The sequence below is a fragment of the Enterococcus sp. NPDC086594 genome, assembly GCF_044746145.1.
GTDB lineage: Bacteria > Bacillota > Bacilli > Lactobacillales > Enterococcaceae > Enterococcus_D > Enterococcus_D entomosocium.
Map to the genome: position 1 here is coordinate 571,776 of NZ_JBIVBP010000001.1, position 24,481 is coordinate 596,256.

25 protein-coding genes are annotated in these 24,481 nt (G+C 42.8%); 6 read left to right on the top strand and 19 right to left on the bottom strand.

The genetic code is table 11. The features are described from left to right. Positions 1 to 90: 90 nt before the first annotated feature. The 11 genes from ACIPK1_RS02615 to gnd form a co-directional block, all read right to left on the bottom strand. Entirely contained in the window at positions 91 to 813 is a 723-nt protein-coding gene (locus tag ACIPK1_RS02615) for an HAD family phosphatase (protein WP_087664630.1), read from the bottom strand. Between the two features lie 96 nt (positions 814 to 909). Then, entirely contained in the window at positions 910 to 1,527 is a 618-nt protein-coding gene (locus ACIPK1_RS02620; protein ID WP_301388186.1) for a bifunctional 4-hydroxy-2-oxoglutarate aldolase/2-dehydro-3-deoxy-phosphogluconate aldolase, read from the bottom strand. Then, positions 1,524 to 2,621, bottom strand: coding sequence for a mannonate dehydratase (uxuA, locus tag ACIPK1_RS02625; protein WP_005234052.1), 1,098 nt, complete (start codon positions 2,619 to 2,621; stop codon positions 1,524 to 1,526). Before uxuA ends, ACIPK1_RS02620 begins: the two co-directional genes overlap by 4 nt. Before the next feature lie 20 nt (positions 2,622 to 2,641). Then, entirely contained in the window at positions 2,642 to 3,097 is a 456-nt protein-coding gene (locus ACIPK1_RS02630) for a PTS sugar transporter subunit IIA (protein ID WP_005234051.1), read from the bottom strand. Positions 3,098 to 3,121: 24 nt separating this feature from the next. Continuing rightward, positions 3,122 to 3,997, bottom strand: coding sequence for a hypothetical protein (locus ACIPK1_RS02635; RefSeq protein WP_301388182.1), 876 nt, complete (start codon positions 3,995 to 3,997; stop codon positions 3,122 to 3,124). A gap of 102 nt (positions 3,998 to 4,099) precedes the next feature. Next, positions 4,100 to 4,606 (bottom strand): PTS sugar transporter subunit IIB, encoded by a 507-nt coding sequence (locus ACIPK1_RS02640; RefSeq protein ID WP_061053213.1) that lies wholly within the window; start codon positions 4,604 to 4,606, stop codon positions 4,100 to 4,102. Positions 4,607 to 4,624: 18 nt separating this feature from the next. After that, positions 4,625 to 5,482 (bottom strand): PTS system mannose/fructose/sorbose family transporter subunit IID, encoded by an 858-nt coding sequence (locus ACIPK1_RS02645; protein ID WP_301388180.1) that lies wholly within the window; start codon positions 5,480 to 5,482, stop codon positions 4,625 to 4,627. 19 nt (positions 5,483 to 5,501) lie between these two features. Next, positions 5,502 to 6,335: a PTS sugar transporter subunit IIC gene (locus ACIPK1_RS02650; protein WP_016621661.1), complete on the bottom strand. Its 834-nt coding sequence runs from the start codon at positions 6,333 to 6,335 to the stop codon at positions 5,502 to 5,504. 11 nt (positions 6,336 to 6,346) lie between these two features. Next, positions 6,347 to 7,450, bottom strand: coding sequence for an iron-containing alcohol dehydrogenase family protein (locus ACIPK1_RS02655; RefSeq protein WP_301388178.1), 1,104 nt, complete (start codon positions 7,448 to 7,450; stop codon positions 6,347 to 6,349). Between the two features lie 15 nt (positions 7,451 to 7,465). Further along, a complete protein-coding gene (locus ACIPK1_RS02660; protein WP_016621663.1) occupies positions 7,466 to 8,467 on the bottom strand; it encodes a D-isomer specific 2-hydroxyacid dehydrogenase family protein in 1,002 nt (333 codons plus the stop codon). 11 nt (positions 8,468 to 8,478) lie between these two features. Further along, positions 8,479 to 9,378 carry a phosphogluconate dehydrogenase (NAD(+)-dependent, decarboxylating) gene (gene gnd / locus ACIPK1_RS02665; RefSeq protein WP_016621664.1) on the bottom strand — a complete coding sequence of 300 codons (900 nt, stop codon included), beginning with the start codon at positions 9,376 to 9,378 and terminating at the stop codon, positions 8,479 to 8,481. 152 nt (positions 9,379 to 9,530) lie between these two features. On the opposite strand from gnd, the gene ACIPK1_RS02670 reads away from it, so the two are divergent. Beyond that, positions 9,531 to 10,382: a MurR/RpiR family transcriptional regulator gene (locus ACIPK1_RS02670; protein ID WP_005228428.1), complete on the top strand. Its 852-nt coding sequence runs from the start codon at positions 9,531 to 9,533 to the stop codon at positions 10,380 to 10,382. Between the two features lie 255 nt (positions 10,383 to 10,637). Here the strand turns inward: ACIPK1_RS02670 and ACIPK1_RS02675 are convergent, their stop codons facing one another. The 3 genes from ACIPK1_RS02675 to ACIPK1_RS02685 form a co-directional block, all read right to left on the bottom strand. Beyond that, entirely contained in the window at positions 10,638 to 11,009 is a 372-nt protein-coding gene (locus ACIPK1_RS02675; protein ID WP_010749951.1) for a YccF domain-containing protein, read from the bottom strand. Between the two features lie 150 nt (positions 11,010 to 11,159). Next, positions 11,160 to 12,224 carry a DUF1002 domain-containing protein gene (locus ACIPK1_RS02680; RefSeq protein WP_008380562.1) on the bottom strand — a complete coding sequence of 355 codons (1,065 nt, stop codon included), beginning with the start codon at positions 12,222 to 12,224 and terminating at the stop codon, positions 11,160 to 11,162. A 177-nt stretch (positions 12,225 to 12,401) separates the two neighbouring features. Beyond that, positions 12,402 to 13,415, bottom strand: coding sequence for an acyltransferase (locus ACIPK1_RS02685; RefSeq protein ID WP_016621666.1), 1,014 nt, complete (start codon positions 13,413 to 13,415; stop codon positions 12,402 to 12,404). Positions 13,416 to 13,650: 235 nt separating this feature from the next. Here ACIPK1_RS02685 and ACIPK1_RS02690 point away from each other — a divergent pair, with 235 nt between their 5' ends. Beyond that, entirely contained in the window at positions 13,651 to 14,442 is a 792-nt protein-coding gene (locus ACIPK1_RS02690) for a helix-turn-helix domain-containing protein (RefSeq protein ID WP_008380558.1), read from the top strand. A gap of 46 nt (positions 14,443 to 14,488) precedes the next feature. Here ACIPK1_RS02690 and ACIPK1_RS02695 read toward each other — a convergent pair whose 3' ends face one another. Next, positions 14,489 to 15,157 (bottom strand): CPBP family intramembrane glutamic endopeptidase, encoded by a 669-nt coding sequence (locus tag ACIPK1_RS02695; protein WP_034872126.1) that lies wholly within the window; start codon positions 15,155 to 15,157, stop codon positions 14,489 to 14,491. 396 nt (positions 15,158 to 15,553) lie between these two features. Between ACIPK1_RS02695 and ACIPK1_RS02700 the strand changes: the two genes are divergently transcribed. The 3 genes from ACIPK1_RS02700 to ACIPK1_RS02710 are packed head-to-tail and all read left to right on the top strand — an operon-like array spanning position 15,554 to position 18,107. Further along, positions 15,554 to 16,528, top strand: coding sequence for an ATP-binding cassette domain-containing protein (locus tag ACIPK1_RS02700; RefSeq protein ID WP_005234036.1), 975 nt, complete (start codon positions 15,554 to 15,556; stop codon positions 16,526 to 16,528). Beyond that, positions 16,525 to 17,328 carry a hypothetical protein gene (locus ACIPK1_RS02705; RefSeq protein ID WP_016621669.1) on the top strand — a complete coding sequence of 268 codons (804 nt, stop codon included), beginning with the start codon at positions 16,525 to 16,527 and terminating at the stop codon, positions 17,326 to 17,328. The genes ACIPK1_RS02700 and ACIPK1_RS02705 overlap by 4 nt, the downstream gene beginning before the upstream one ends. A 5-nt stretch (positions 17,329 to 17,333) precedes the next feature. After that, entirely contained in the window at positions 17,334 to 18,107 is a 774-nt protein-coding gene (locus ACIPK1_RS02710) for an ABC transporter permease (RefSeq protein WP_005228413.1), read from the top strand. Between the two features lie 55 nt (positions 18,108 to 18,162). On the opposite strand, the gene ACIPK1_RS02715 is transcribed toward ACIPK1_RS02710, so the two are convergent. From ACIPK1_RS02715 to ACIPK1_RS02730, 4 genes are all read right to left on the bottom strand, one after another. Then, the gene (locus ACIPK1_RS02715; RefSeq protein WP_016621670.1) at positions 18,163 to 18,621 is read right to left on the bottom strand and encodes a PTS glucose transporter subunit IIA; all 459 of its coding nucleotides are present in this window, start codon (positions 18,619 to 18,621) and stop codon (positions 18,163 to 18,165) included. Positions 18,622 to 18,634: 13 nt separating this feature from the next. Further along, positions 18,635 to 19,801, bottom strand: a complete 1,167-nt coding sequence (locus ACIPK1_RS02720; protein ID WP_010749958.1) for an MFS transporter — start codon at positions 19,799 to 19,801, stop codon at positions 18,635 to 18,637. 65 nt (positions 19,802 to 19,866) lie between these two features. Further along, entirely contained in the window at positions 19,867 to 21,198 is a 1,332-nt protein-coding gene (locus ACIPK1_RS02725; RefSeq protein ID WP_301388876.1) for a 6-phospho-alpha-glucosidase, read from the bottom strand. A gap of 28 nt (positions 21,199 to 21,226) precedes the next feature. Then, a complete protein-coding gene (locus ACIPK1_RS02730) occupies positions 21,227 to 22,798 on the bottom strand; it encodes an alpha-glucoside-specific PTS transporter subunit IIBC (protein WP_016612789.1) in 1,572 nt (523 codons plus the stop codon). Positions 22,799 to 22,978: 180 nt separating this feature from the next. Between ACIPK1_RS02730 and ACIPK1_RS02735 the strand changes: the two genes are divergently transcribed. Beyond that, on the top strand, positions 22,979 to 23,752 hold the full coding sequence (locus ACIPK1_RS02735) for a MurR/RpiR family transcriptional regulator (protein ID WP_016621673.1): 774 nt from the start codon (positions 22,979 to 22,981) through the stop codon (positions 23,750 to 23,752). Positions 23,753 to 24,481 lie beyond the last annotated feature (729 nt).

Consider the following 24,481-nt stretch of genomic DNA (forward strand, 5'->3'; position numbering starts at 1 on the left):
TTACCGATTCCGCAACGCTATGCCTGATTTATAGCACCGTATGTTCTTGCTTAATGCCGTTTGCTTTATCGAAGCTTCTTGGAACATCGATCAAGCCCAAGAAAAATGATTCACGACTAGCCAGTCTCTGACTTCCGTCAGATCAGAAAAAGTTTTCACCTGTGCAGCTACTTCTTGCTCAAGTTTTGGCTGTTTAAGCAAAGGATACTTCCCATTTTTCTTGACTGGCAAAATACTCAAATCATCCGCAATCAGAAAAGCTGGGATCTTGGCTTGTTTTGCAGCTCTTATGCCGGCTAGAGAATCTTCTAATACCAAGGCTGCTTCAGGCTTTACGCCTAATTGTTGGCATGCTGTCAGAAAGATTTCTGGATCAGGTTTGCCCTTTCGCACTTGATCCCCAGAAACCACCGTATCAAACCAATCTGGCATCTGTTCCATTTCAAAATACGCCTTGATTTTTTCTTTCGACGAAGAGGACGCCACGGCTATCAAGCAATCTTGTTTTTTTAATGCTTCCAATAGTTCAAGAAGGCCGGGCTTTTTGAACACCCGTTTTTCTTCAGCTAAAATCACTTCTTTCTGACGATTCATCGCTTCTCGCCACCGATCCGTTGGTACCGTACTGCCATAGAGTTCCTGCATCCCTTTACGAATATCTGCTTCCGTTCTGCCAGTCAGGTAATAATAAACATCTTGGCAAACTTCAAAATCATACTCCTCCGCGGCTCTTAAATAGGCGCGGTAAGCTAACCGACCAGTTTCAAACATCAAACCGTCCATATCAAAAATCACCAGTTTTATCTTCTCCATCCTATGGCCTCCTTTGCTTTTCTGCGAATAAAAAAGCAATGGTACCAAAATCCTTTGGCACCCATTGCTTCATCTTGTTTATATACAGCTGACTGCTCAACTTAGCAATGATTTTACATGCGCCAAATGGCTGTCAGCCTTTTCCCGCCCTTCTTTTACTAGCGCTTCTGACAGAATGAAGGATCCGCCAACCGCTAATACTTGCGGATCAGATAAATAGTCTTGAACATTTTCGAGAGTGATTCCGCCAGTTGGGACAAATCGAATATCGTAAAACGGACCACTGAGGGCTTTGATTGCCGACAAGCCCCCGTAGATATCCGCAGGGAAAAATTTCACAACTGATAAGCCATAATCCGTTGCCCGTTGAATGTCATTGGGGGTAGCTGTCCCTGGAAACACTGGAATGTTTTCGGCAAGACAAAATTCCACCACATCAGGTACAAGAGCAGGGGAAACAATAAAGCGCGCCCCTTTCTCAACCGCTGCTTTCGCTTGTTCTAAGGTGCGGACCGTGCCTGCGCCTACGATCAATTTGCCCGATTGAGAGAGTTTTTCAATCGCTTCTAAAGCAAGGTCACTGCGGAAGGTTATTTCAATAAAATACAGTTCATGCTCAATCAGCAGTGATTCTACTACTGGCAAATAGGTAAGGTCTGTTGCAGTGTAAAGAGGCAACACCCTTGTTTTTGCCAATTGTTCATAGAGTGTCATACGCTCTCTCCTCCCTTCGTTCCCCTCGATTGCATTTGCTCTTTCAAGACGGCTTCATGAAGCCCTTGAAGATAACTGATACCAATCGCGCGATCATACAGACCATAGCCTGGCATCGCCACTTCCCCCCAGATCGTCCGCCCGTGATCAGGACGGATGACACCATCAAAACCGACCTCAACCAAGGCTTTCATAATGGCATACATATCTAACGATCCTTCAGTGGAAAGATGGGCAGATTCTTTAAATTTGCGTTCCCCCATAAACAACACATTGCGAAAATGAACAAAGTTGATGCGGCCTTTTAAGCCATGAACGATCTCCACCATGTCGTTTTCTGGATCGGCACCTAACGAACCGGTGCACAACGTTACCCCATTATAAGGCGAATCCACGATGGCCATGATTTTTTTCAAGTCCTCTAAATTTTTGGTGATCCGTGGCAAACCAAAAATTTCCCAAGGTGGATCGTCCGGATGGATCGCCATTTTCACATCTACTTCTTCACACACAGGAATGATCCGCTTTAAGAAATAGCTTAAGTTATCAAAGAGGATCTCTTGAGTGACCCCTTCATAAGTTGCCATCAAACGCTGGAACTTTTTCAGTCGTTCTTCTTCCCAGCCTGGCAATTTAAAGCCTTTTGATTGGCTATGGATCAGCGTATACATCTCACTAGGTTCCATATCATCCACAACGGCTTGATCATAGAGCAAAGAGAAGCTGCCATCCTCGTTTTGATAAAATAGATTTGTTTTTGCCCAGCCGAAGATCGGTTTGAAGCTATAGCAGATCATATGTACATCACAAGCTGCTAAATTCCGAATTGTTTGAATATATTGATCGATGTAGTGATCCCGTTCCTCTGTTCCGGCTTTGATCGCATCGTGGATCGCCACACTCTCAATCCCTAATAGTGAAAGATGCTCTTTTTCAATTGATGCTTTTAGTGCGTTGATTTCGGAAATCTCCCAGACATCTCCAGGCATTTTATTTAGAAGTGTTCCTACAATGCCGTGCATTCCTGGAATTTGTCGAATATTCGTTAACGGGATCGTATCCCCTTCCCCGTACCATCGAAACCCCCATTGCATTTGCTGTCATCCTTTCGTTTTTAAAAATCATCGTCCTCATCAGTCTCTTCGCTACTATCACCTGCTGAAGAATTGTGCCAAAGCGCTACACTGTTTTCTCCTTGCTGGATCACTGCTGCCACCGCCTGTTCAATCGGTGTCGCCAAAAATTGGTGATTGATCGCTTCTAATACCATCGGCAAATTCACCCCGCCGATCACATACGTCTTTTCCTGAAGCGATTCTTCTAATTGATTGATCGTTACAACCGACTGATTGTAGGGACTCGCACTCAATAGATCAGCAAACACCAAGACACCGTCCCCTTGATCTGTTTCATGAATCGCTTCATGGATTTTGTTTCCCAGAAGTTGAATATCCTCTCCGTGGTTCAAATTAACGACCGCAATATTTTCGACACTGCCCATGATCACCTCTGCAGCATCTTTAAAACCAGTACTCAGCTGTCCGTGAGTTGCCAATACGATTCCTAACAAATGTTATTCCTCCTTTTTCGCTTCCTAACCAAATAACGCAAGAACTTTTTGCATATTCCTCAGATTCAGCTCTTTTTGCTTTAATTGTTTTCTAGGCAGCACATACGTCTGATCCTGCTGCTTTTCTGCACAAAACAGATAGTTGATGCTGCCCATTGCTTCACTACTGTGTTCGATCGCCAACTGCTGCAGTTGCCCTTCATTGAATTGCTTGCCGATAGCTCGAATCGGAGCATCGGCACCAATAGAATCTAAATAATATATCTTCGCATTCGGCCTTACTGAATCACGTAACACTTCCAACCCGCGTTCTCCGTAACTTCCGTCATCAAGAAATGCGAAGGCCGTCGCTGTTTGACTGTTTTGACTGATCAAGGACAGCAGCGCTAAGATAGAGGAGGTATTGCGGGTTAGATTTTGCTGAAATCCTGCCCCGCGGCTTACGCGATTTAATAGCAGAAAATAAATACCGACCCCTGAAGCAAAAAGCGCTGTTTGCCAAGACAATAAGGGAAATCTCCCTGAGGCAAAGTGGATATAAAGCCAAGTCCCCAACAACCCTAAAAGAATCATCACTGCTGAAGCAGTCAGAATAAATTGATTTGTTTTACGGCCTTGCTCCTGCCGATCAAAAAAATGGTAATCGCCGAAATGCTCTGGCGGTGTATCATAATACGTGCAGATGATCCGTTTTGCTTTAGTCAGATCACCAACATACAAATTGCGTGAGGCGTTTTTTTTCGTGTGATCATACTCGATCACCTGAAGGTCTTTGCGAAATGGAATGATATCCGCGATGAGTGCCTTCAAAAATCTTTGTTTGCTTTTATCCGTTGATCGCGCTCGGTAGACATACCGATAACGAAACAGCCAATCACGAAATGCTTCTGTTTGATTCATGGCGGATTCTCCTATTCACAATTTACTGACAAGGAAGGAGGAACTCTATTTTTATAAGACCCTCCGCCTTCCTCTTCAACAGATGACGAACTCGCTCAATGATTACAAATTGAACTGCTTCAACACATCTTTAAGTGTTGATTTCGGTGCAGAAGGCGTTGCCTGAAAATAGATTGATTCCACACCATATTCTTCATTCATTTCTTTGAGTTTTTGCGCATCCGCTTGATTTAAATAAACAGATTTTGTTACCAAGAGATCCTTCTCGGGATCTTTTTGGGCAATACCGCCTATGTTCAATTCTTTCATCGGCACGCCGTGTTTGACTAAGTCGTACATCACGCTGACGGTTTTAGCGATCAAAATACAGTTGTAATCTTTGAAGTTGTATTCATCCCAGTAAAACTTGGCTTTTTCTGGTGTAACGACGATCGTTTTTTGCCCTGTTCGGCTACCGGCATTTTTGTATAGTTCCCGCATGAACTTATCCTTAGCTACTACCTCATCCACTACAAAGATCGAGTTGACTCCGCTTTTTTGCGACAAGGTCATCATGACCTGCCCATGGATCAATCGTTCATCTACTCGTGCTAAATTTACTACACCCATTGTTGACACTTCCTTTTCTTATAAAATACCGACACCGGATAAAATAATCAGAATCAAAGTCAGCCATAGCAATGCTTGCGTGACTTTTAATCCTTTCTTTGTATAGAACCAGTAGACGCCCATTACAACTGCTAACGGCAAGATCCCTGGTACAATCTGATCAAGGATATCTTGGATAATAAATTCTCGTCCAGAAATATCAAACTGCAGCGAAGAACTGACTTTGACATAGTTTCCAGCCAGAACCCCCATCATAAACAAACCGAGAACCGACAGTGTTTCAATGGCAGTTTGAACACCTGTACTCTGCATCAAGCCAGTTGCGTTGCGTCCCATTGAGAACGCTTGGCGGGCAAAAAACATTCCTAGAGAAACTTGATACAGTGCAAAGCAAATGAACGGAAACAACGCACCTAGCGGACTTCCTTGCTGTGCCCAAGGGACGGCAATCGCAATAAAGATATATTGAACGGTTCCTGAGTCGATGGCATCCCCGATTCCTGCTAAAGCACCCATCAAACCAGCTTTCGTGTTGTACATTAGATCATCCTGCATCAAGATCTCTTTTTTCTCATGCTCTTCCTCGGCCCGCTGTTGTTCCATTGATGACATCAGCCCAGTAATAACACCGCCACCCCAACTTAGCTGGGTATTGAAAAACAACAGTTGGCGTTTGTAGGCAGCTTTCAGTGCCTCATCGTCTTTGTAAAGTTTGCGCAAAATCGGCATCATGGCGTATAAAAGCGATGGTGATAAATACCGTTCAAACGAATGCGGGATCTCATTGGCGAAATGCCATCTTAGGTATGCTTTTGTGACATCTTTCTTCGTGATTTCTTCCGGTGCGCCTTGCGCTTTTTGAATTATTTCGGTCATTACTGCTCCTCCTTATCGATTAGAACCCGTCATCATAGTCATCGTCATCATCAAAGGATGGTGATGCTGTATTCGTTTCTGGGGCTGGGGCCAATTTTCCTTTTTGTGACTGAACAAAAATCAACGCGATCAAAATACCAAAAATCGCATAGGTGACCATGGTAATTTCTAGCGAACTGAAAACTACACTCATGAAATAGGCCAAGAAGAAAAAGACCATATAATCTTTTCGACCGATCACATAGACGGTAGTTGCAATCCCGATCGCTGCCAATCCGCCGCCGACTACTTCTAAAATATGGATAACGACTGTCCCCTCAAGAGCATTGATGACATCAGCAATCAGTGGAGCTCCTAAATAAAGTGCAATAAATACCAGCGGAACAAATAAAATAAATGAAGCCAGCGTTGGGTATAAAATAATTGAACGAGTCATTGCTTTGTCATTAAGATCTTCCACTGCTTTATCCGTATATTTTCCTAAGAAGGTATTGATAAAGAAACGGAACTGATACAAATAACTCCCTAGCAAACCAACAGGTACGGCAACAGCAATCGCTGCTTCTGGTTGCAGATTTCCTAGCAAAGCTACCGGTACGGCAATCGCCGCAGCAATTGAAGGTTCCGCTGGCATGGATCCGCCAGGAGAAAATACCCCCATGTAAATCATTTGTAAAGCGGCAGTAACGATCATGGCTTGAGCCACATTTCCCATCACCAGTCCGACAACTAATCCCGTCATCAATGGTGAAAAACGTAAAGTCAGTGTGGCGCCTCCGCCGAGCCAACGAGACATGACTGCTGCAACCCATAGCGCAATCAGTAAACTTTGTGTAACACTTAATGTATCCATTTTTCCTCCTCCTAAACTTCTTTCAAATAGTTTTCTAAATCAAGAACAGCTTCTTTCAAGCGTTCTTTGGTGATTAAGACTGGAATCAAGTGTACTTTTTCTTTTGAATCTATGAACTGCACCAACTGATCAATGACTTGTGCATCTTCAGGAAAAATACCCATTTGATGTAAACTCATTGGTAAGTGCAATTCTTGATAAAAGGGGATCAACTGATCGATGACCATCCATTTTTCTTCAAGGGCTAATTGATAAAACATCCCATAGGCAACCTTTTCCCCGTGAAGAAAACGATGACTTTCAGGCAGATATTTACTGATGGCATCATGCATCGCATGCGCCGCTGCATTGCGGGCATATTTATCGCCTAGCCCGCCTACCATTCCAGCAACTGCAATAACGATCTCCGACAAGTGACAAAAGGCGTCTGTCACTTCCTGCCGCTTCATATCTTCAATCGCTTGTTTCGATTGTGTCAAAATAGCTGTTTCGCATAATTTTGCTGTATAGCCTGCCATTTGCAAGAAAGGCTCATTTTTCAAATGTGGTTGGGCTAAGATTGCTTCCGATTCAATCCACTTTGCCAACGTATCTGCTAAACCGGCGATAAAGTAGGAGACTGGTGCATCGATCACTAACGTCGGATCGGTAATCAAAAAAGCAGCCTGTCTTAAATAGTGTTCCGACTTCCCTTCAGATTCTCCCGACTCTTTATACATGACAGACAAGGGTGTCCATGGTGCACAATTACTGGCCAATGTTGGGATCAGTCCAAAGGGTCGATTGACTACATGTGCTGCATATCCCACTAAGTCGGCTAACTTCCCGCCACCAACCCCCAGAATAAAATCGATCGCCAGTTCTTCAACAAGATCAGCAATCAGTCCAGCGCCATAATAGCTACATTCTCCTGTGTAGCGATGATAAAAAATTTCCAAATGCGCATCTTCTAAAAAGGGTAATTTTGGTTTCGCTTTTTCCCATGAAACCGTTCCATGTACGAGCAGCAGTCGTTTTACTTTGTACTCTTTTAATACTTCCGGCACATAGTCGATCGCGCCTTCATGGTAACGATAAACTTGCGGTCCAACCTTTACTTTTAAATCCGTTAGCACGAGCTTCACTCTCCTTTATACAGCCAAAAACCGACTTTCCGCTTGAACAGCACGGTCTGGCAGCAGTCCCTTAACGATTCGTTCAATATCCGTTACACATTTGTTTCCCATCTCTTCTAAGCATTCCATAGTATAAGCTGATGTATGCGGTGTCATAACTACATTTTCAAAAGCTAAATACGGATGATCTTTATGACCAGGCTCTTCCTCTAAGACATCGGTGGCAAGACCAGCGATTTTCCCACTTTTTAATCCGCTTACAATTGCCTCTTCATTCAAAAGTGCGCCACGGGCACTATTGGAGAGATACACTTGATCTTTCATTTTTGAAATTTCTTCAAAGGAAATCATATGATAATTTTCCTCCGTCAAGTTAGCACATAGACAAATAATATCTGATTTTGCTAGCAGCTCGTCTAGATCGACTTTTTTTCCACCATAGCTTTGAATATGCAAAGCTGACTTGTATGGATCGTATGCCAAAACCTCGCAGCGGAAACCATTTCTCAATATTTCTACTACACAACTTCCAGTATTGCCGACACCAATCACGCCTACTGTCTTGTTAAATAGTGCGCGTCCGACAAAGTTCGCTCGTTTTTCCCATTGATCTTCGCGAACTTTTGTATTCGATTCAACTGTACAGCGCAGAAGCGCCAATAGATTGGTCACATTATTTTCTGCTACTGCATCACGCTCGACCAAAGCTGGAATGATCGAAACAATCGTTTGGTGGTCCTTCGCTGCTTCTAAATCAATATTGTTATAGCCGATCCCGTGGCGTGTGATCAGTAGCAATTCATCTTTGTACTCAAAAAACTCTTTGGTAAAAAATGGGGTAACACTTGCTATAATGATGTTATATCCCTTAAGCTTTTCTGCCAATTCTTTCCCATTGATTTCGCTATCGAACGTGAAATGACTGACAGTTCCGATTGCTTTCAACCGCTCGATATGTTGCGGAAAGATTTTTCCAAAGCTGCTGGAATTCACTATAGCGATCTTAAACTGTTCCATATTCTTCCTCCTTACTCTTTTGCAACAATCTCGTGACCACCAAAACCATTCCTTAGCGCAGAGACGACTTTTGCTGAGAAACTGTCTTCTTCTTGGGACAAATTTCTCATAAACAAACTCATAGCGATCGTCGGTACAGCAACATTCATCTCCAAAGCCGTTTCCACTGTCCACCTAGCTTCACCAGAAGCTGCAACAACCCCGCGATATTCCTCCAACTTAGGGCTCTCATTAAATTGGGCCGCTGCGATTTCCATCAGCCAGCTGCGAATAACCGATCCATGATTCCATACCTCTGCGACGGAAGCCAAATCAAAGTCATAGGCACTTTGTTCAATCAATTGAAAGCCTTCACCGATGGCTTGCATCATTCCGTATTCGATACCGTTATGGACCATCTTTAGAAAATGACCGCTTCCTGATTCCCCTGCATAAAGGTAGCCTCCTAAAACAGCCACATCTGCAAACAAAGATTCCACCTCTGAAAAAGCGATTTCATTCCCGCCAATCATCAAACATGCATCTTTTCTAGCTCCGGAAACCCCACCAGAAGTCCCACAATCAAAGTAATGCACCTCTTTTTCTTTAAACCAGGCTGCTCGGCGAATCGAATCTTTGTAATTAGAATTTCCGCCTTCAATCACGATGTCTTTCGCTGATACAAGGGGCCATAGTTCTTCAAGAATCCCCTCAGTCACAGTTCCCGCAGGAAGCATCAACCATAAAACCCGTCGGCCGCTAAAAGAATTCGTCAAATCAGCTAGCGTTTGATAGAGTGTAATTCCAGCTTCTTTCGCTGTTTTCTGCGCATGTATCGAAAGATCCAGCCCTTTTACTTGATAACCTTGATCTTTTAAATTGAGGGCCAAGTTCAATCCCATTTTTCCAAGTCCGATAATTCCTATCTCCATGACAGCGCCTCCATTTCATACTTTCATTATACAAAAAAATATTTTTTTGTAAACACAAAAAATAAAAATAATTTTTATTTGCTTTTTTTCTTTAAAAGAGGTAACGTAACAATACAAAGATAATAATGTTCATATAAAGGAGGTAACCGTCTTTGACTGTTTCGATTCGCCTGCAAATAAAAACGCTTTATAAAGACTTAAGTCTCAAAGAACAAGCGATTGCCGACTACATTTTGGAAAATCCTAGTAAAGTCAGCCACAGTTCAATCAGTGATTTATCCAATGAATTAGGCATCGCTGATTCGACCTTTTTTCAATTCACAAAAAAACTCGGTTACAACGGATTTAAAGACTTCAAAATGGCAATGCTGATGCAGGAAAATGATTTTTCTGCCATTTCGATCCATGAAAATATCCAGAAGTCTGATAATGAATTGACTATGGCTCAAAAAGTATTTGATTCCAATATGACCACATTGACTGATACCAAAAATCTTTTGAAAGAAGAAGATTTAAAGCTTGCTGCTGCAATGATCAATCAATCTAAACGACTTTTTTTCTTCGGCGTTGGTGGTTCAGAGATCGTGGCAACCGATGCCTATCACAAATTTTTGCGCTCGCCGATCACTGTTTTTCACAGCAGTGATTATCACATCCAACTGATGGAGGCTTCATTGTTGACGCCAGATGATTGCGGCATTTTTATCTCTCATACTGGAAAATCAAGAGAAACCATTGAACTAGCTCAAGTTGCCAAAAACAATGGTGCCAAAATTATCGTCATTACTAGCCATGCTGCTTCCCCTTTAGCCAAACTCGGCGACGTGGTTTTCATCTCTATTTCCGAAGAAACTGAGTTTCGCTCAGAGGCATTGGCATCCAGAATCGCTCAACTGAGCATCATGGATTCCCTCTATGTCATCTTAATGTTTATCAATCGAGACAAAGCGCAACAATCGATTGCCAAAATTCGACGCTCCATTTCAAAAATCAAAGAACCCTGAGAAGGGAAGAAAAAACTTACATTTTTCTGCGTTTCGCTAATTCTTTTGTGAATCACAGTTGATATGCAAAAAAACTTGTGCGTTTTTTCTGTACTCTTCGTTGGTTTCTTATCAACTTTTTCAGTTCTGAATCTCAAATGCGCTGAGCCTGCCAAAAATCTTGTCCCTTACTCTTGCTAATGTTCGCAAAAAAACCACATCACAAAGCTATCCGCTCTGTAATGTGGTTTTTTAAGACTATCTTTTTTAGGTAAATCAATAACGACTAGACACAATCTCTGCTCCAAAGGGCATCAACGCTAAGCGCGCCATTTTCAATGATTGCGCCGCAAATGGAATGCCGATGATCGTGATGGCTAGAATGACTGCGCTAGCTAAATGGCCTAAAGCCAGTGGTATACCAGAAAAAATCAACCATAAAATATTTAGAATCACGGACACGCCACCGCCACGGTAAACGATGTCTTTCCCAAATGGTGCGAGTGACAACGTCGCAAACTTAAAACATTGCAGACCAATGGGAATGCCGATGATGGTGATACACCATAAACACCCAGCCAAAAACCATGAGATCGCACCGATCAAGCCGCCAAAGACAAACCAAATCACGTTGCCTAAAAAATTCATCTGATTGCCCTCCTTCTTTTTTAATAAAGACTGCTCCTGTTTTAGCAAAGAAAGCAGAGGACATCGAAAGCCCTCAGACGTGCGCTATCGTCTGATGCTCCGCTTCTCTTTTTTCTTAATACAAGCGAAATGTGTTATTTTGTAAAATGCTTATTGCCCAGAATCAACGGTTGATTCGCTGCTATTGTTAGACTCATTTGAGTCATTGCCGAAGACACCGGTGATCGAAGACCAGATGCCGCTAAAGAAGCTCTTGATATTTTCCCAAAGTCCCTTAGAGGTTTCTTCGATTTGCTTGCGGGCTTCTGACAGATCCAATTCTTTGATGAAGTCATCGAAGATATTGTTGTCTCGCATGTCGCTCATCAAAGAGGTCAACTCAGAAATTTGATTTTCCGTAACGATTCCTTCAAGTCCGTTGTCCTTCAAGGCTTTTTCTACTGTTTCTTGAATATCTGCTTGGGTTAATTCCGTACCATCTGCAGTTTGAGCAGCCAAATCGGTTTTCGCTTGTTCTTGCGCTGCATTCAAAGCTTCATCGGAATAGCCTTCTTTATCTTTATTCTCTTCGGTGATCGTAGACAGCACATCCATCTCATCTTGAGCTACGGCTACTCGATTCTGATTGATGACACCGCCTGATTCTTCAACGATTTTGTATACCCCAGCTAAAGCTCCGGAACCGTCGATCGGTACGGCAGAAGCGACCGTTAGCTTCGCATCAGTGATCCCTGCCGTCAGCGCTGCATTTTGGTACTGGGCTGCAGTGATGCGGGTAATGTTATCTGGTGTCGCGATATCGACAGTGATTCCTGCCCCGCTTTCTAAAGTCTGCATTCTGACCGAGCTATAGACCGCCCAATCTGCAGTAAAGCCGCCATCGGGAATGTATTTCATCAAGTCATTACCGTTTGTCGTATAAATCGGTGTTTCGCCTTGGATGCCTAAGCGCTCAAGTGTGTAGTCTTCTTGTGCTTTCGTCAAGGCATTTCCGATCGCCACAGCATTGACTTGCAAACGATCTGAACTGCTGTCAGAGGTACTTGTTTGACTGTCGGTAGTGGCTGTCGTTGCGGTAGAACTGCTTGTTGCAGTGGAACTGCTCGTCGTTGAATTGGTTTCGTCAGCAAAAACTTGTGGTGCTGCTAATAAAACTTGGCTAGATACCAAGAGAGTCGCTAAAATCATCGCTGGTTTTCGAGTCTGTTTTTTCATCACTATATCCTCCAAGTGTTGATCTCTTTTTCAGGGATTTTTCCCTCTTACTGCTGTTATTGTACTATAGGTTTTCTTGCAAAGCCTACGTCTAGGGTCTGAAATGAAGAAAAACTTAGAACTCTGCTGCTATTTAAAAAAAGTGTAACTTGGTTTTATCCTTGGTGCAGCAATGCTTTAGGCGCTTTTCTTTTCATCAACTGTTTTTTTAGCAAACCCAACAGCATAGGATTTGAAATGACTGCCCACTTTCCTCAAGCCGAGAAAGGCTCCCGTTAAAACTATCGTATAAAAGAACAACGGAAACCCTCCTAGTAAAAAAAAGACTTTCCCGGATTCCAGAAACAGCGGGTGACTCAGAAAGATCAATCGACTAGCCTCAGCTGCTTGTTTTGCTTGCCAAGTCCGCTTTTGTGGTTGCTGCTTGATCAGCCAAGCAAGGAAAAAAAGAGTCGTCGGCACAAAGAACAGCATGAAATTCTTATCGTCCCCCTGATTGAGATACACGAGTCGACCTTCAATGCCTAATAAGCAAAGAGAGACCGCGAATTTTCTGCCAAGATGCTTCGTGAAAAAAGGACGTTTCTGGTGTTCACCTAAACAAAACCCGCACAGCAAAAAAAGAAACCCATAAAAAAGACCGTTTCTCGTTGTAAAAAATAGAGTCCGATAATTTTGATAAAATACCAATAAAGGTCCACTTAAATAACTGCTGTACGTTTCAAGACAGCCAATCAAATACAAACTGATCGCCAGTAAAAACTGCCACCGATAGCCAAGAAAACGGGTTTTCCTTACTAACCACATGCCAAAGAGCAACGCTGGAAAATACCAAAGATGGTACCAGACCCCTACTGTTAAAAAGCCAGCAGCCAAACCGATGACCCGTAATGGATCGGCAAGATTTTGCTGTCCTAAATAAAACCAACCTAAGGGAAGATACACGATCGACCAACGCAAATAAAGCTTGAATTGTCGTTTGCACCATTGCTGCCATGAACAGGTGCTCTTTTGAAAAAAATAGCCATTCAGCAGGAGAAAAAAAGGAACCGCCAAACGACATAAGAGACTCTTTAACAAAAAATGAAGCTCGTTGTTTTCTGCCAGTCGACCACAGTGAACGAGAATCACCAGTAAGGAAGCGAAGAATTGGGTATAGCCAATTGGAACCATAAGGTGTTTTGTCTTCATTCGATCGTTTCTCCTTTCTCCGTCAAATTTGATCAAACATACTTCACTCTACTGGCCCTTTCTTTTTCTGACCAGCACTGAAAGCTTCCAGAATAGAAAGACAGTGCAACAAGTAGAAACATTGATAAATAAAGGATGTTACCCTTTGTTGCATCGTTAATTTCATAGATCCTCGTTCGCATAGAAAAGAGTTTGCTATAATATATAAGAAGAATGATGGAGGCAAAACAGACACATGGATATTGGGAAAATTATTAAAGAAGAACGCACCAAACGAAATCTCACGCAAGAACAATTGGCGCAGGAATTTTTTGTCACTCGGCAACTGATTTCAAAATGGGAAAACGGCAAGAGCTATCCTGATCTAGACCAAGTAGTCAAACTGAGCAACTATTTTGAATTGACCTTGGACTATTTATTAAAAGAAGACAAACAGATGGTCCAAGAACTCAATCTGACCACCCACCGAAAACGAATTGGCCTCGTATTGATCGCCCTTTTGACTGTTCTCAGTATTAGCTTAAGTACGATTTTGCTGGCAGGATTTTGGATCGATCCAGTCTTTTTCACAAAAGAAGACCTAACGATCACTTCTATTAAAAAGTACCACTTGCCTGCCACTGAGATAACAAATCAGGAAACCGGACAAGTGATTCAGCTGCCTGAAGATACGGAATACTTGATCACTTATACGATCGATCGGCCAATGGTAAAAACGGGCCGTCTGTCGGGTTATAAAGAATACAGCAGCGAAAATGCCAGCCAATTAATGGTTTCGGGTTATCACGGTTTTCATTTTGGCACGCAAACAAGCAAAATCGTCATTCGCAGCAATCGCGAAGACAATTTAGCTGCACCAGAATTAAATGCAAACAAGGATCTTTATCTTCGTAATATGAATAAAGCGCGCGCCTATCAAAAATCTGCAGCAGGTGACGCATTTTCTATCGAAGACGAAGGCGATCTCCTCTTTACTGCAGAAGAACTGGAACAATTACCCTTTGAACAAGGACAACTGCCAGAGTAAACAAAAACCACCGAATCGTTTTGATCGGTGGTTTTTTGCTGACTTCTTAACCTAACAAGATCATTGCGATCGCCGCCAAGGCATTATTGAGAAAATGCATGGCGATGGCTGTTTCTAAGCGCTTGGTTTTTACATAAATCAACGCCATGATCAGCCCCATAGCACCGTAGATCAAAAACTCGACCAGATTGGTGACGGAATGGATGATACTAAAAACGGCTACACTTGAAATGATCCCGACTATCGGGTATTTCTTGAATAAAAGGCCGATAAACCCACCACGGAAAACGATTTCTTCCATGATTGGCGCCGCCACAGCGATCAATAGGAAGATCAAAAGCGGATTTTCGCCTGTAAACAGTTCCCCTAACAATGCATCATTCGCGGTCGCCTCTTGATCGGATATATGCTGCAGATACATGGTACCACCAACAGCAACGACTCGACCTAAAACAAAACCACCGATGATCCATAGCCAGTTGCGCTTCGTTGACCACCCAAAGTCAAAGGTGGCAAGTCCTAGCTTCCGAGCCAAATACATCAGTAGGCCAATGTTTGCCAAAAGCAAGGCAATCAACCCGTAGCTCATCATCGCAGGAATCCTCGGCTCTCCTGCTTCCAAATAATAGATTTTTACCACACTGAATACGGTCATCCCTACTTGACTTAGTAAGAATAAGCCAATCAAAATAAATAAGTTCTTTACTGCTTTCATGCTCTCCTCCATTGTTTGCTCATTGCATTTTGCAGGATTGGGTTACGACAAATCATGACACAGTCCATCACTTGGTTCCCCATATATCCAGAAACTGCTTAGCCGCTATCGGCTTGTTTCTAATGATACTGAGTTTCCTCAGTATTTACAACAAATAAAAAATAAAAACAGTTATTTTGCGTATTTTATCCAACAAACCACGTTTTTTCTTTCGCTGCCCTCAAAAAAATATAAGTAGTGTTTGAAAAAAGCGCTCTCTTATGCTACACTGTTCCTACTTTTGTTTGGCTGACGAACCGCTGCCCCAACCATGTTCGTTTGGACCAACTCGTTGCGAGTATTCGATTTCGAATGCTCTTTTTGTCGCGTTTGTCAAAAGAAAGTGAGTGAATCCAAATGATCCAAGTAGAACACCTCAGCAAGACCTTCCAAGTGTCCAAGCGAAAAAGCGGCTTTCGCCAAGCAGCCAAAGCATTTCTTTCTCGTGAAACCACCACCGTCCATGCGTTGCAAGACATCAGCTTTACCATCAATGAAGGCGAAATGGTTGGCTACATCGGGCCTAATGGTGCTGGAAAAAGTACCACCATAAAAATCATGTGCGGGATTTTGACCCCTGATCAAGGCATTTGTCACATCAATGGTCGTACGCCTTGGCAAGAACGTATTCAACATGTCAAAGACATCGGCGTCGTCTTCGGGCAGCGCAGTCAACTCTGGTGGGATGTCCCCGTCAATGACAGCTTTGATTTGATCCGTGATATCTACAAAGTCGACGCTGCTAGTTATCAGCGCAACCTAGAAGAATTAGTCACCTTACTAGATTTAGGTGAGATCTTAAAAACCCCTGCTCGGTCCTTGAGTCTCGGTCAGCGTATGCGCTGTGAGATCGCCGCCTCCTTACTCCATGACCCCAAAATCTTATTTCTTGATGAACCCACCATCGGTTTAGATGCTGTATCAAAGATTGCCGTGCGTCAGTTTATTAAAAAAAGAAACCAAGAAAAAGGCACCACAGTCATCCTGACGACCCACGATATGCAAGATATCGAGGCGCTGACACAGCGAATTCTGTTGATCGGCAAAGGGCAAATTTTGCTGGATGGTCGCCTCGATGAACTAAAGCATCGTTTTTCTGATGTCAAAACGCTGGAGATCGACTATCAAGGGAATGAACCTCATCTGCCAGAAAACGTCCAGCTGCTTCAAAAAGACGTTGGTCGCCTTGTTCTGAAACTTGATCCCAAAGAAGTGTCGGTCGCTCAGCTGCTCAGTCTGCTCAGCAATCAAGTCGAGATCACCGATTTGGCCGTTGCCAGTATCACCGCCGAAGAAATGGTCGCTAAGCTGTATCAGGAGTATCAAATATGAGGAAGTATCAGGCATTTTTCCGCATTCGCTTTATCAATACCTTGCAATACCGCTCGGCGGCAATTGCCGGGATGGCTACGCAACTAGCTTGGGGCTTGATGGAAATTCTGGCATTCCACGCCTTTTACCAAGCAGATCCTAGTGCCTTTCCCATGACCTTTCAACAAACCGTCTCCTATGTTTGGCTCCAGCAAGCCTTCTTGTCTTTATTTATGTTGTGGTTCTTTGAGGCAGAAATTTTCAATACCATCACCACAGGGACGATCGCCTACGAACTTGTGCGGCCGATGGATCTATACAATCGCTGGTTTTGCCAATCGGCTGCCAATCGCTTAGCAAAAGCCGTCTTGCGTTGCGGACCGATTTTTGTGATTGCCTTTTTACTGCCAGCACCTTATCGCTTGATTCTGCCAGCAAACATCGTTGCCCTGTTCTTGTTTCTTTTGTCTATGGCGCTGAGTTTAGGTGTAGTGATCGCTATGTCGCAGCTGGTCTATATCTCGACTTTTTACACATTATCCTCCATCGGGGTGCGGATCGTCATCAGCTCCATCGGTGAATTTTTAGCTGGCGGGGTCATTCCTCTGCCTTTCTTTCCACAGCCTTTTCGCCAATTCGTGGAACTATTGCCTTTTGCTTCCATGCAAAACGTCCCGCTGCGAATTTACAACGGGGATCTGACTGGCTTTGCGCTTGTTTCTGCATTGCTCTTACAAGCGTTTTGGCTCGTACTTTTGATCGTGATCGGAAAAATTTGGCTGCAGCAGGCACTCAAGCGTGTCGTTGTGCAAGGAGGTTAAGGAATATGGTTTATTGGCATTATTTTTGTATTCATCTCAAAAGTCAGATGCAATATAAAGTTTCCTTTGTGTTAACTGCTTTGGGACAATTTCTAGGTTCCTTTACTGCTTTTTTAGGCATTTGGTTTATGTTTACCCGGTTTCATCAAGTGGATGGCTTCACCTTTGAAGAAGTCTTGCTTTCCTTTGCGACGGTTTTGTTTGCCTTTTCGATTGCGGAATGCTTCTTTCGCGGGTTCGATCTTTTTCCACAAATGATCAGTAATGGCGAGTTCGATCGGGCACTCGTGCGTCCTCGCTCCTTGATTTTTCAAGTCTTAGCTTCCAAAATGGAATTCTCGCGTCTCGGCCGTTTTATTCAAGCCTTGCTGTTGTTTGCTTATGCGATTCCTAATAGTGGAATTGCTTGGCATTTTGGAAATGTCCTGACTCTTTTTCTGATGATCGTCTGTGGCGCCCTCTTTTTCGCCCTATTGTTCTTAGTGTATGCCGCCATTTCCTTCTTTACGATCCAAGGACTTGAATTTATGAATATTTTTACCGATGGTGCCCGCGAATTCGGCCGCTACCCCTTCAGTATCTACGGAAAACACGTCTTGCGTTTATTGACCTACGTCGTGCCGATGGCTTGGTTTCAGTATTATCCGTTTCTGTATGTCATTGGTCGCGTAACTAATCCTTGGTGGATCTTATCGCCGTTGGTTTGTCTGCTCTTTGCCTTTCCCGCCTTCTTCTTTTGGCGAGTAGGTTTGAAGAACTATATTTCTACGGGTTCGTAAATAAAAAGGAGCGCCTCTCTTTGAAACTAAGAGAATGCGCTCCTTTTTTATTCGGTTATTTCAAGTGAAAAACAGCCTCTCCTTGCTGAATATCGCCGTCTGTTCGCAGGCACTTCCCGCCTTGTTCCTCCATGAAGACAACGATCACCATGGTCTCTTTGCCCATTTCCTCAACTGCTGCTACATCCATTTCTGCCAGCAACTCACCTGTCGTGACTGACTGGTTTTCTTGGACCGCGATCGTGAAGGGCTCCCCTGCTAACGCCACTGTTTCAATTCCCATATGGATCAAAAGGGAACGGCCATCCACCAACTCAACGGCTAAGGCATGCTGTGTTGGAAAAATCGTTCGAACCGTCCCGGCTGCTGGTGCATAGATTTTTCCGTGATGATGAGAAACGGCAAATCCATTTCCCATCATTTTAGACGAAAATACCTCATCTGGTACTTCTTCGATCGGTAGCAGTCGGCCTGTTACCGGTGCACAGATTTCTATTTTTCTTTTAAAAAGCATCCGTAATTCCTCCTTAGATTGCCGACAGTGTTCTCTGACAGCTAGAATAGATAAGAAAAGCTACGAAGGGCAATAAACCAAAGATAAAGATGGCAGTATCGAGGGACAGCACCTGCGAAAGAAAGCCGCCAGCTAATGGCGAAAGAAACGATGCCGCACCAATGTACACACTGATCGATATCAGTTGTCCAGAAGAAAAAACAGCTGGCGGTGTAATAGCACTGATAATCATTCGACTGCCGATGGTAAATGCCGGTACAGTGAAAAACTGCAGAAAACTGGCTGCCAAAAGTAAGAATGGGCTACTAGCAAGCCAATAGACAAAAAATTGTAAGGTTAAAAATATGCCTGCAATCAAAATCAAGCGCTCATTTTTCCATTTAGCAATCATGCGATTCAGCAAAAGGTACGCTGGAATTTCACAAAAGGATTGGATCGACCATTTCAGACCAACAAATTCACTGCCTCTTTCCATTGTAATCAGCTTGTCGATAACGACCGTATTGTTCGCAACGATTGTCAAGTACAAGAGAAAGAACAGTCCCGTATAAACCAAAAAGCGTCGGTCTTTGCATAACAGAAGAATGTCTGCCAGCGAGACACCGCTGTTTGTTGCTGTTCCTTGCTTTTGCGGTAAGGCGTTTTTCTCTGGGATCGTTCGTGAAAATGTATAATTGATAAGCAAAAAGAGGAGCAGCGGCAAACTAAACCAGCGATAATTATTGGAAAATAAAAAGAATGGCACGCAGACACTCATCATACTCCACCCTAAAGAGCCGTTTGCTTTGATTGAAGCAATTCTTTTTGAAGTACTGGACTCCGATAATACCCAGTTATCGAGCACCGTTGCTGTTGTATTGGCTAATCCACCCGCAATAGCCAATACCAGAAGATGGATCAGCCAGTGGTCTTTTCCTAACCAATAAAAACTAATGGAGAAGAAAACCAGAAAGATCATCAGAAGCATCGAAATACGTTTTAATCGTTTGCTCTTGTCCGAATAATAGCCGATCACTAACTGAAAAAGAATTGTCGTGATGCTGTAGGAGGCTAAAAACCAGCCTCTTTCAAGCGCATCATAGCCTTGCTCAGTTAAAAAAGGAACGATTTGTGTCATCAAAATCGCCATCGTTGCATATTGAACAAAATAGATTACTTGAAATTTGTGTTTGATTTCCATTCTTTGTTTATGATCGGCTGAAGGAAATTCCTTCAGCCGATCCCTTTCCTTTTTACCTGCTGAACCTATTTAAGTTCTGGCCAATATGGTTCGTTCGCCACAATCATTTCATCTAATATTTCTTTGGCGACTTTCGCACTTGGTACAGTTTTATTCATAGTAAAGGATTGCCACAATTTTTGGTAAGACTCTTGTTCCCAAGCATCAACTGCCAATTTTTCAGATGCGATCTGCTGCTCCATCAATCCCTTTTGGAATGTTGGAATATCACCGATCGACAAGACTTCGTAGCCATCTTTTCCAACTAGACAAGGCAGTTCCACCATTGCATCATGGGTAAAGTTGGCAATTGCGCCGTTGTTTTCAACAATAAGAATCATGCGTTCTTTCGTATTAAAGGTTAGTGCGCAAGCAAGGTCTGTAATAAAGGACGCATGTTCGTTTGAAGCAAATGTTGTATCAACTGCTGTGTTGTTTGCAACGATTCGTCGGCATTCATCAAACACATACTTCTCTCGTCCGTCAATGATCTCATTGGCACGGGTATACTCTTTGTCCGCATGAGCCACCGTTTCATCAGCCATCAAATAATATTTCAGATAGGTATTCGATAAAAATTCTGGTTCAATTTCGTGCAGATCTTTAGCCGCCCACATCGTTTCCAGCCAACTGCTTTCTTTATGCTGGCCTTTTTGTGTTTGTTCGGTGTAGCCGTACTTTTGAACATGCGCACTGATTTGTGGCATCAAGTCATTGCCGTCATGGTCTTTGATGCTGGTCCACCAGCCAAAATGATTCAAGCCGAAATAGCTCGTCTCAAATTCTTTCCGATCCTTCAACCCAATCACTCGCGCCATGATATCTTCCAAACAAACTGGCATATCACAAATATTGATGATTCTTGAATTTGGTCGGAATCTTCTGGTCGCTTCGGCAACGACTGCTGCTGGGTTGGAATAGTTCAAAAGCCAGGCATCTGGCGAGTATTTTTCCATGTAGTCGACTAGTTCTAAGATCGGTCCAATCGAGCGCAGGCCATAAGCTAAACCACCAGGTCCGCAGGTCTCTTGTCCGACAACATTATGCCTGAAAGGAATTTTCTCATCTTGTTCCCGCATAGCATATTTTCCGACACGAAGCTGTGCCATTACGATATCGACATCCGTAAAAGCTTCCTTTGGATCGGTTGAATATTCGAACTGTACTTCTGGCGCTCGCTCAGCAATAATGATCGAACAAGCTTTTGCTACGGTTTCTTGTCGCTTTTCATCGTTGTCATAAAATTTGATTTTTCTAACTGGAAAGCGCTCTTGACTTTCTAATAACATCATAACTAGCGATGGTGTATAGGTACTTCCGCCACCTGCAATTAAAATTGAACTTTTTTTCTTACTCATGGTACTTGTTCCTCCTTGTGATTCTGTTTTATTCGGCCATTAGTTCTTCGAATGATTCTCTAACCGTTGGTACCGTTAATCCTACAATGATTTGAATGCCGCCATTTCCAGGGTTGACCAATCCTGAGGCACCTGCTTCTTGAAACTGCGTACTATCTGCAACTTTGTCGGCATCCTTAACAGTCAAACGCAGCCGTGTCGCACAATTCGTTACATCAATGACATTGTCTTTCCCACCTACCAAGTGCATATAGGCCTGTGCTTGCCGCACATGTTTTGGTAATTTTTCATCTTGCTTTTTGTTGTCATAATCTGCTTTTGTATACAACTGCATTGCTGCAGTATCATCCTCACGTCCAGGCGTTTTTAAGTTGAACTTCTTGATCATAAAGGAGAACACAAAATACCAGATAGCGGTAAAAATCAGCCCGATAATGATTTGGGTAATATAAGTTGAACTGTGAAATTTCCACAAGGGCAGCCAATTTAGACCTAACCAGTTGATCAATCCGCCGCCAAAGTCCCCGACTACCCCGAAAGCATAGGAGATTGTGGCGATCGAAGCATCCAGTAAAGCATGAACGAACCATAATGCTGGTGCAACAAACAAGAAAGTAAACTCGATTGGTTCAGTGATTCCGGTCAAAATAGCCGTCAATGCTGCCGGTGCAATCAATGCGATCACTTTTTTCTTTTTATCAGGCCGAGCCGCTTGGATCATCGCTAAACTCAGACCTGCCGTTCCAAAGACTTTCGACATTCCTGATAGTGAGAAACCACCAAACGGATAGAGTTCTTTCAGCGAAAATGCAGTAGTTTGGAACTCGCCAATGTGGGAGGCCCAATAAACGGCCATTCCCCCTTCGACAACCGCACTGTCATAGGCAAACGGGGCATAAACAAAGTGATGCAAGCCTGTTGGAATCAGTATTTTTTGCAAGAACTGATAAATAAAGACACCGAAGTTTCCTGATTCAATGAAAAAGCCTTGCATACTTCTCATTCCCTCTTGGATAACTGGCCAGACAAAACACATGAGTACTGCCAAAGGAACCATGGCAAAAAAGGAAATCATGGTTACAAAGACTGAGCCACTGAAATTCGACAGCATTTCTGGCAATTCTTTTTCATAAAAGCGATTGTGGAGATAGACAACGATTCCCGAAATCAGCAAGCCGCCCATCATGCCGGTATCTAAGGTGATGATTCCCGCAATCGATGTCAACCCAGAACCAGCAGTTGCCCCTTGAGCTAAATCCACCGCAAATGATTCTGGCCACAAAGTTAAAATTGCATTTACAAAATAATTAAAAGCGATATAAGTAACGAGTGCTTCCATCGTAGCGCGGGCGGCGTATTTTTTAGCTAGACTGATCGGCAGCCCTACTACAAATAAAAGTGGCAATTGGAAGAAGGGTGTCCAGCCTCCTGCTGCAATCACATTCCAAAATTTGAACCAGAGGGTATCCGGTGCTGCGATGTCCCCCATGATCGTTTGATTCGAAAACAGCAGAGAAAAGCCGATAACGATCCCAAAAAAGGAAAACAGCATGACCGGTGCCAGCATCGCTCCGCCGAACCTTTGTATTTTTTTCATCATAGTTTTTCGTCCTTCACGTTTTTTAGTTAAGCGCTTTACTGATTCTCATTTTACTATTAAAATGATGCTATGAAACCCTTTTCCGTTGTTTAAAAGTTTCTCACATTTGAAAGGTTTTTTTCACATAAAATGTGAATTGTCACACAGAATCAATTGAGAGATAAAATGAGGAGATAGCCTATGCTGCAAGACCGTATCACTACCTACCAGTCAAGATTAACCGAGAATGACTTTTTGATCTGGTCCTACATCACAACTCACAAAAAGCACTGCTTGGCGATGTCCATCAATGATTTAGCCAAGGAGTGCATCGTTTCTAGGACGACGATCATGCGCTTTTGTCAAAAAATCGGCTTTGATGGCTTTTCAGAATTCAAATACCATTTAAAGAACGAGGTACAACAAGAAAATGCCCTACTCTCTGAGATTGAAGGAGAAATTCTCGACAATCATATTCAAACGATTGAAAATTTAAAAAAGAAAGATTTTACAGCATTGTGTAAGATGATGGCTCATGCCAAACGAATCTTTGTCTATGGTTCAGGGGACATTCAAAACCTTGTTTCCAATTATATGAAACTCTTATTTTTGCCTAATGGACTACTTGTTTACGATTTTGGTGCGATCTCAGTCAATGAACAATTTTATCGTATCATCGAGCCAGATGATTTAGTGATTTTGATTACTTTAAATGGTGAGTCACCCACCGTTGTCAAACTAGCAAAGCAACTGAAACAGCGGAATATCAACACTATAGGGATCACGAAGCTGAGAAACTCAACGGTTTCTAAACTTTGTTCTGAAACGATTTTCTTTTTAAATCCAGAGATCCAACCAACCGAAAATGCGATCGCTCCCTTTGAAACGACCGCAACACTTTTCTTTGTGATCGAGTACTTATTGCTAAAATATGACGCTTGGCAAAAACAAGCCGCAACCGTCTCAGAGCCATAAAAGTTCTCCTGATTTTCCTTAATTCATTTAACTTACAGTATTTTGAAAGACGCTTGAATAAGCCATTTTCAGCCAATTTCTGCTAGGAAAAGCCGGCAATCTCTGGTAAGATAAATAAAAACGTAAAAGAGGACCAGTTATGGAATATTTAGCGATTTTACTTGTTTTCTTTCTATTGAATGTAGTGATACTTGTACTTGGATTGAAGAAGAAACGAATCATGCTGCTTTTTCTGTCACTCTCTGGTTTATTGTTGGTTTGCTTGATTGCCATTTCTTACGTTTTCTTCTATTCAAATACACTTTAAGTTGTCAAAAACACGGGGAGATGGCTACGAACCTACCGAAACAAACGAGGCTGTTTTAGTCATTACACCCGATTTAGAAGCTATCGGACACACACAATTTATGTCCACCTTGAAACAAATCGCTGTTCTTTTGCTCTTTATCAAGTCTAGCGAAAGCAATATATGCACCTTTGATGTCGGTGATACCGTCCCCATCTTCGCACCAACCTTTGTAGATGCCCGTGCGTTCGCCGATCACTCTTCCAAGTCCGAGGTAGAACGATGTACCACTTATGTTTTTTTGCAAAGTAGATAGACAATGGATACAGAAGACCAATCAGTCGTATAGGACACGTTTGTGAAAATCACACGAAAAAACCAGGACCTCCGAAAGGATCGTTCTGGTTTTTTTGCTGATTTGATTATCTAGAGAAACGATCTAA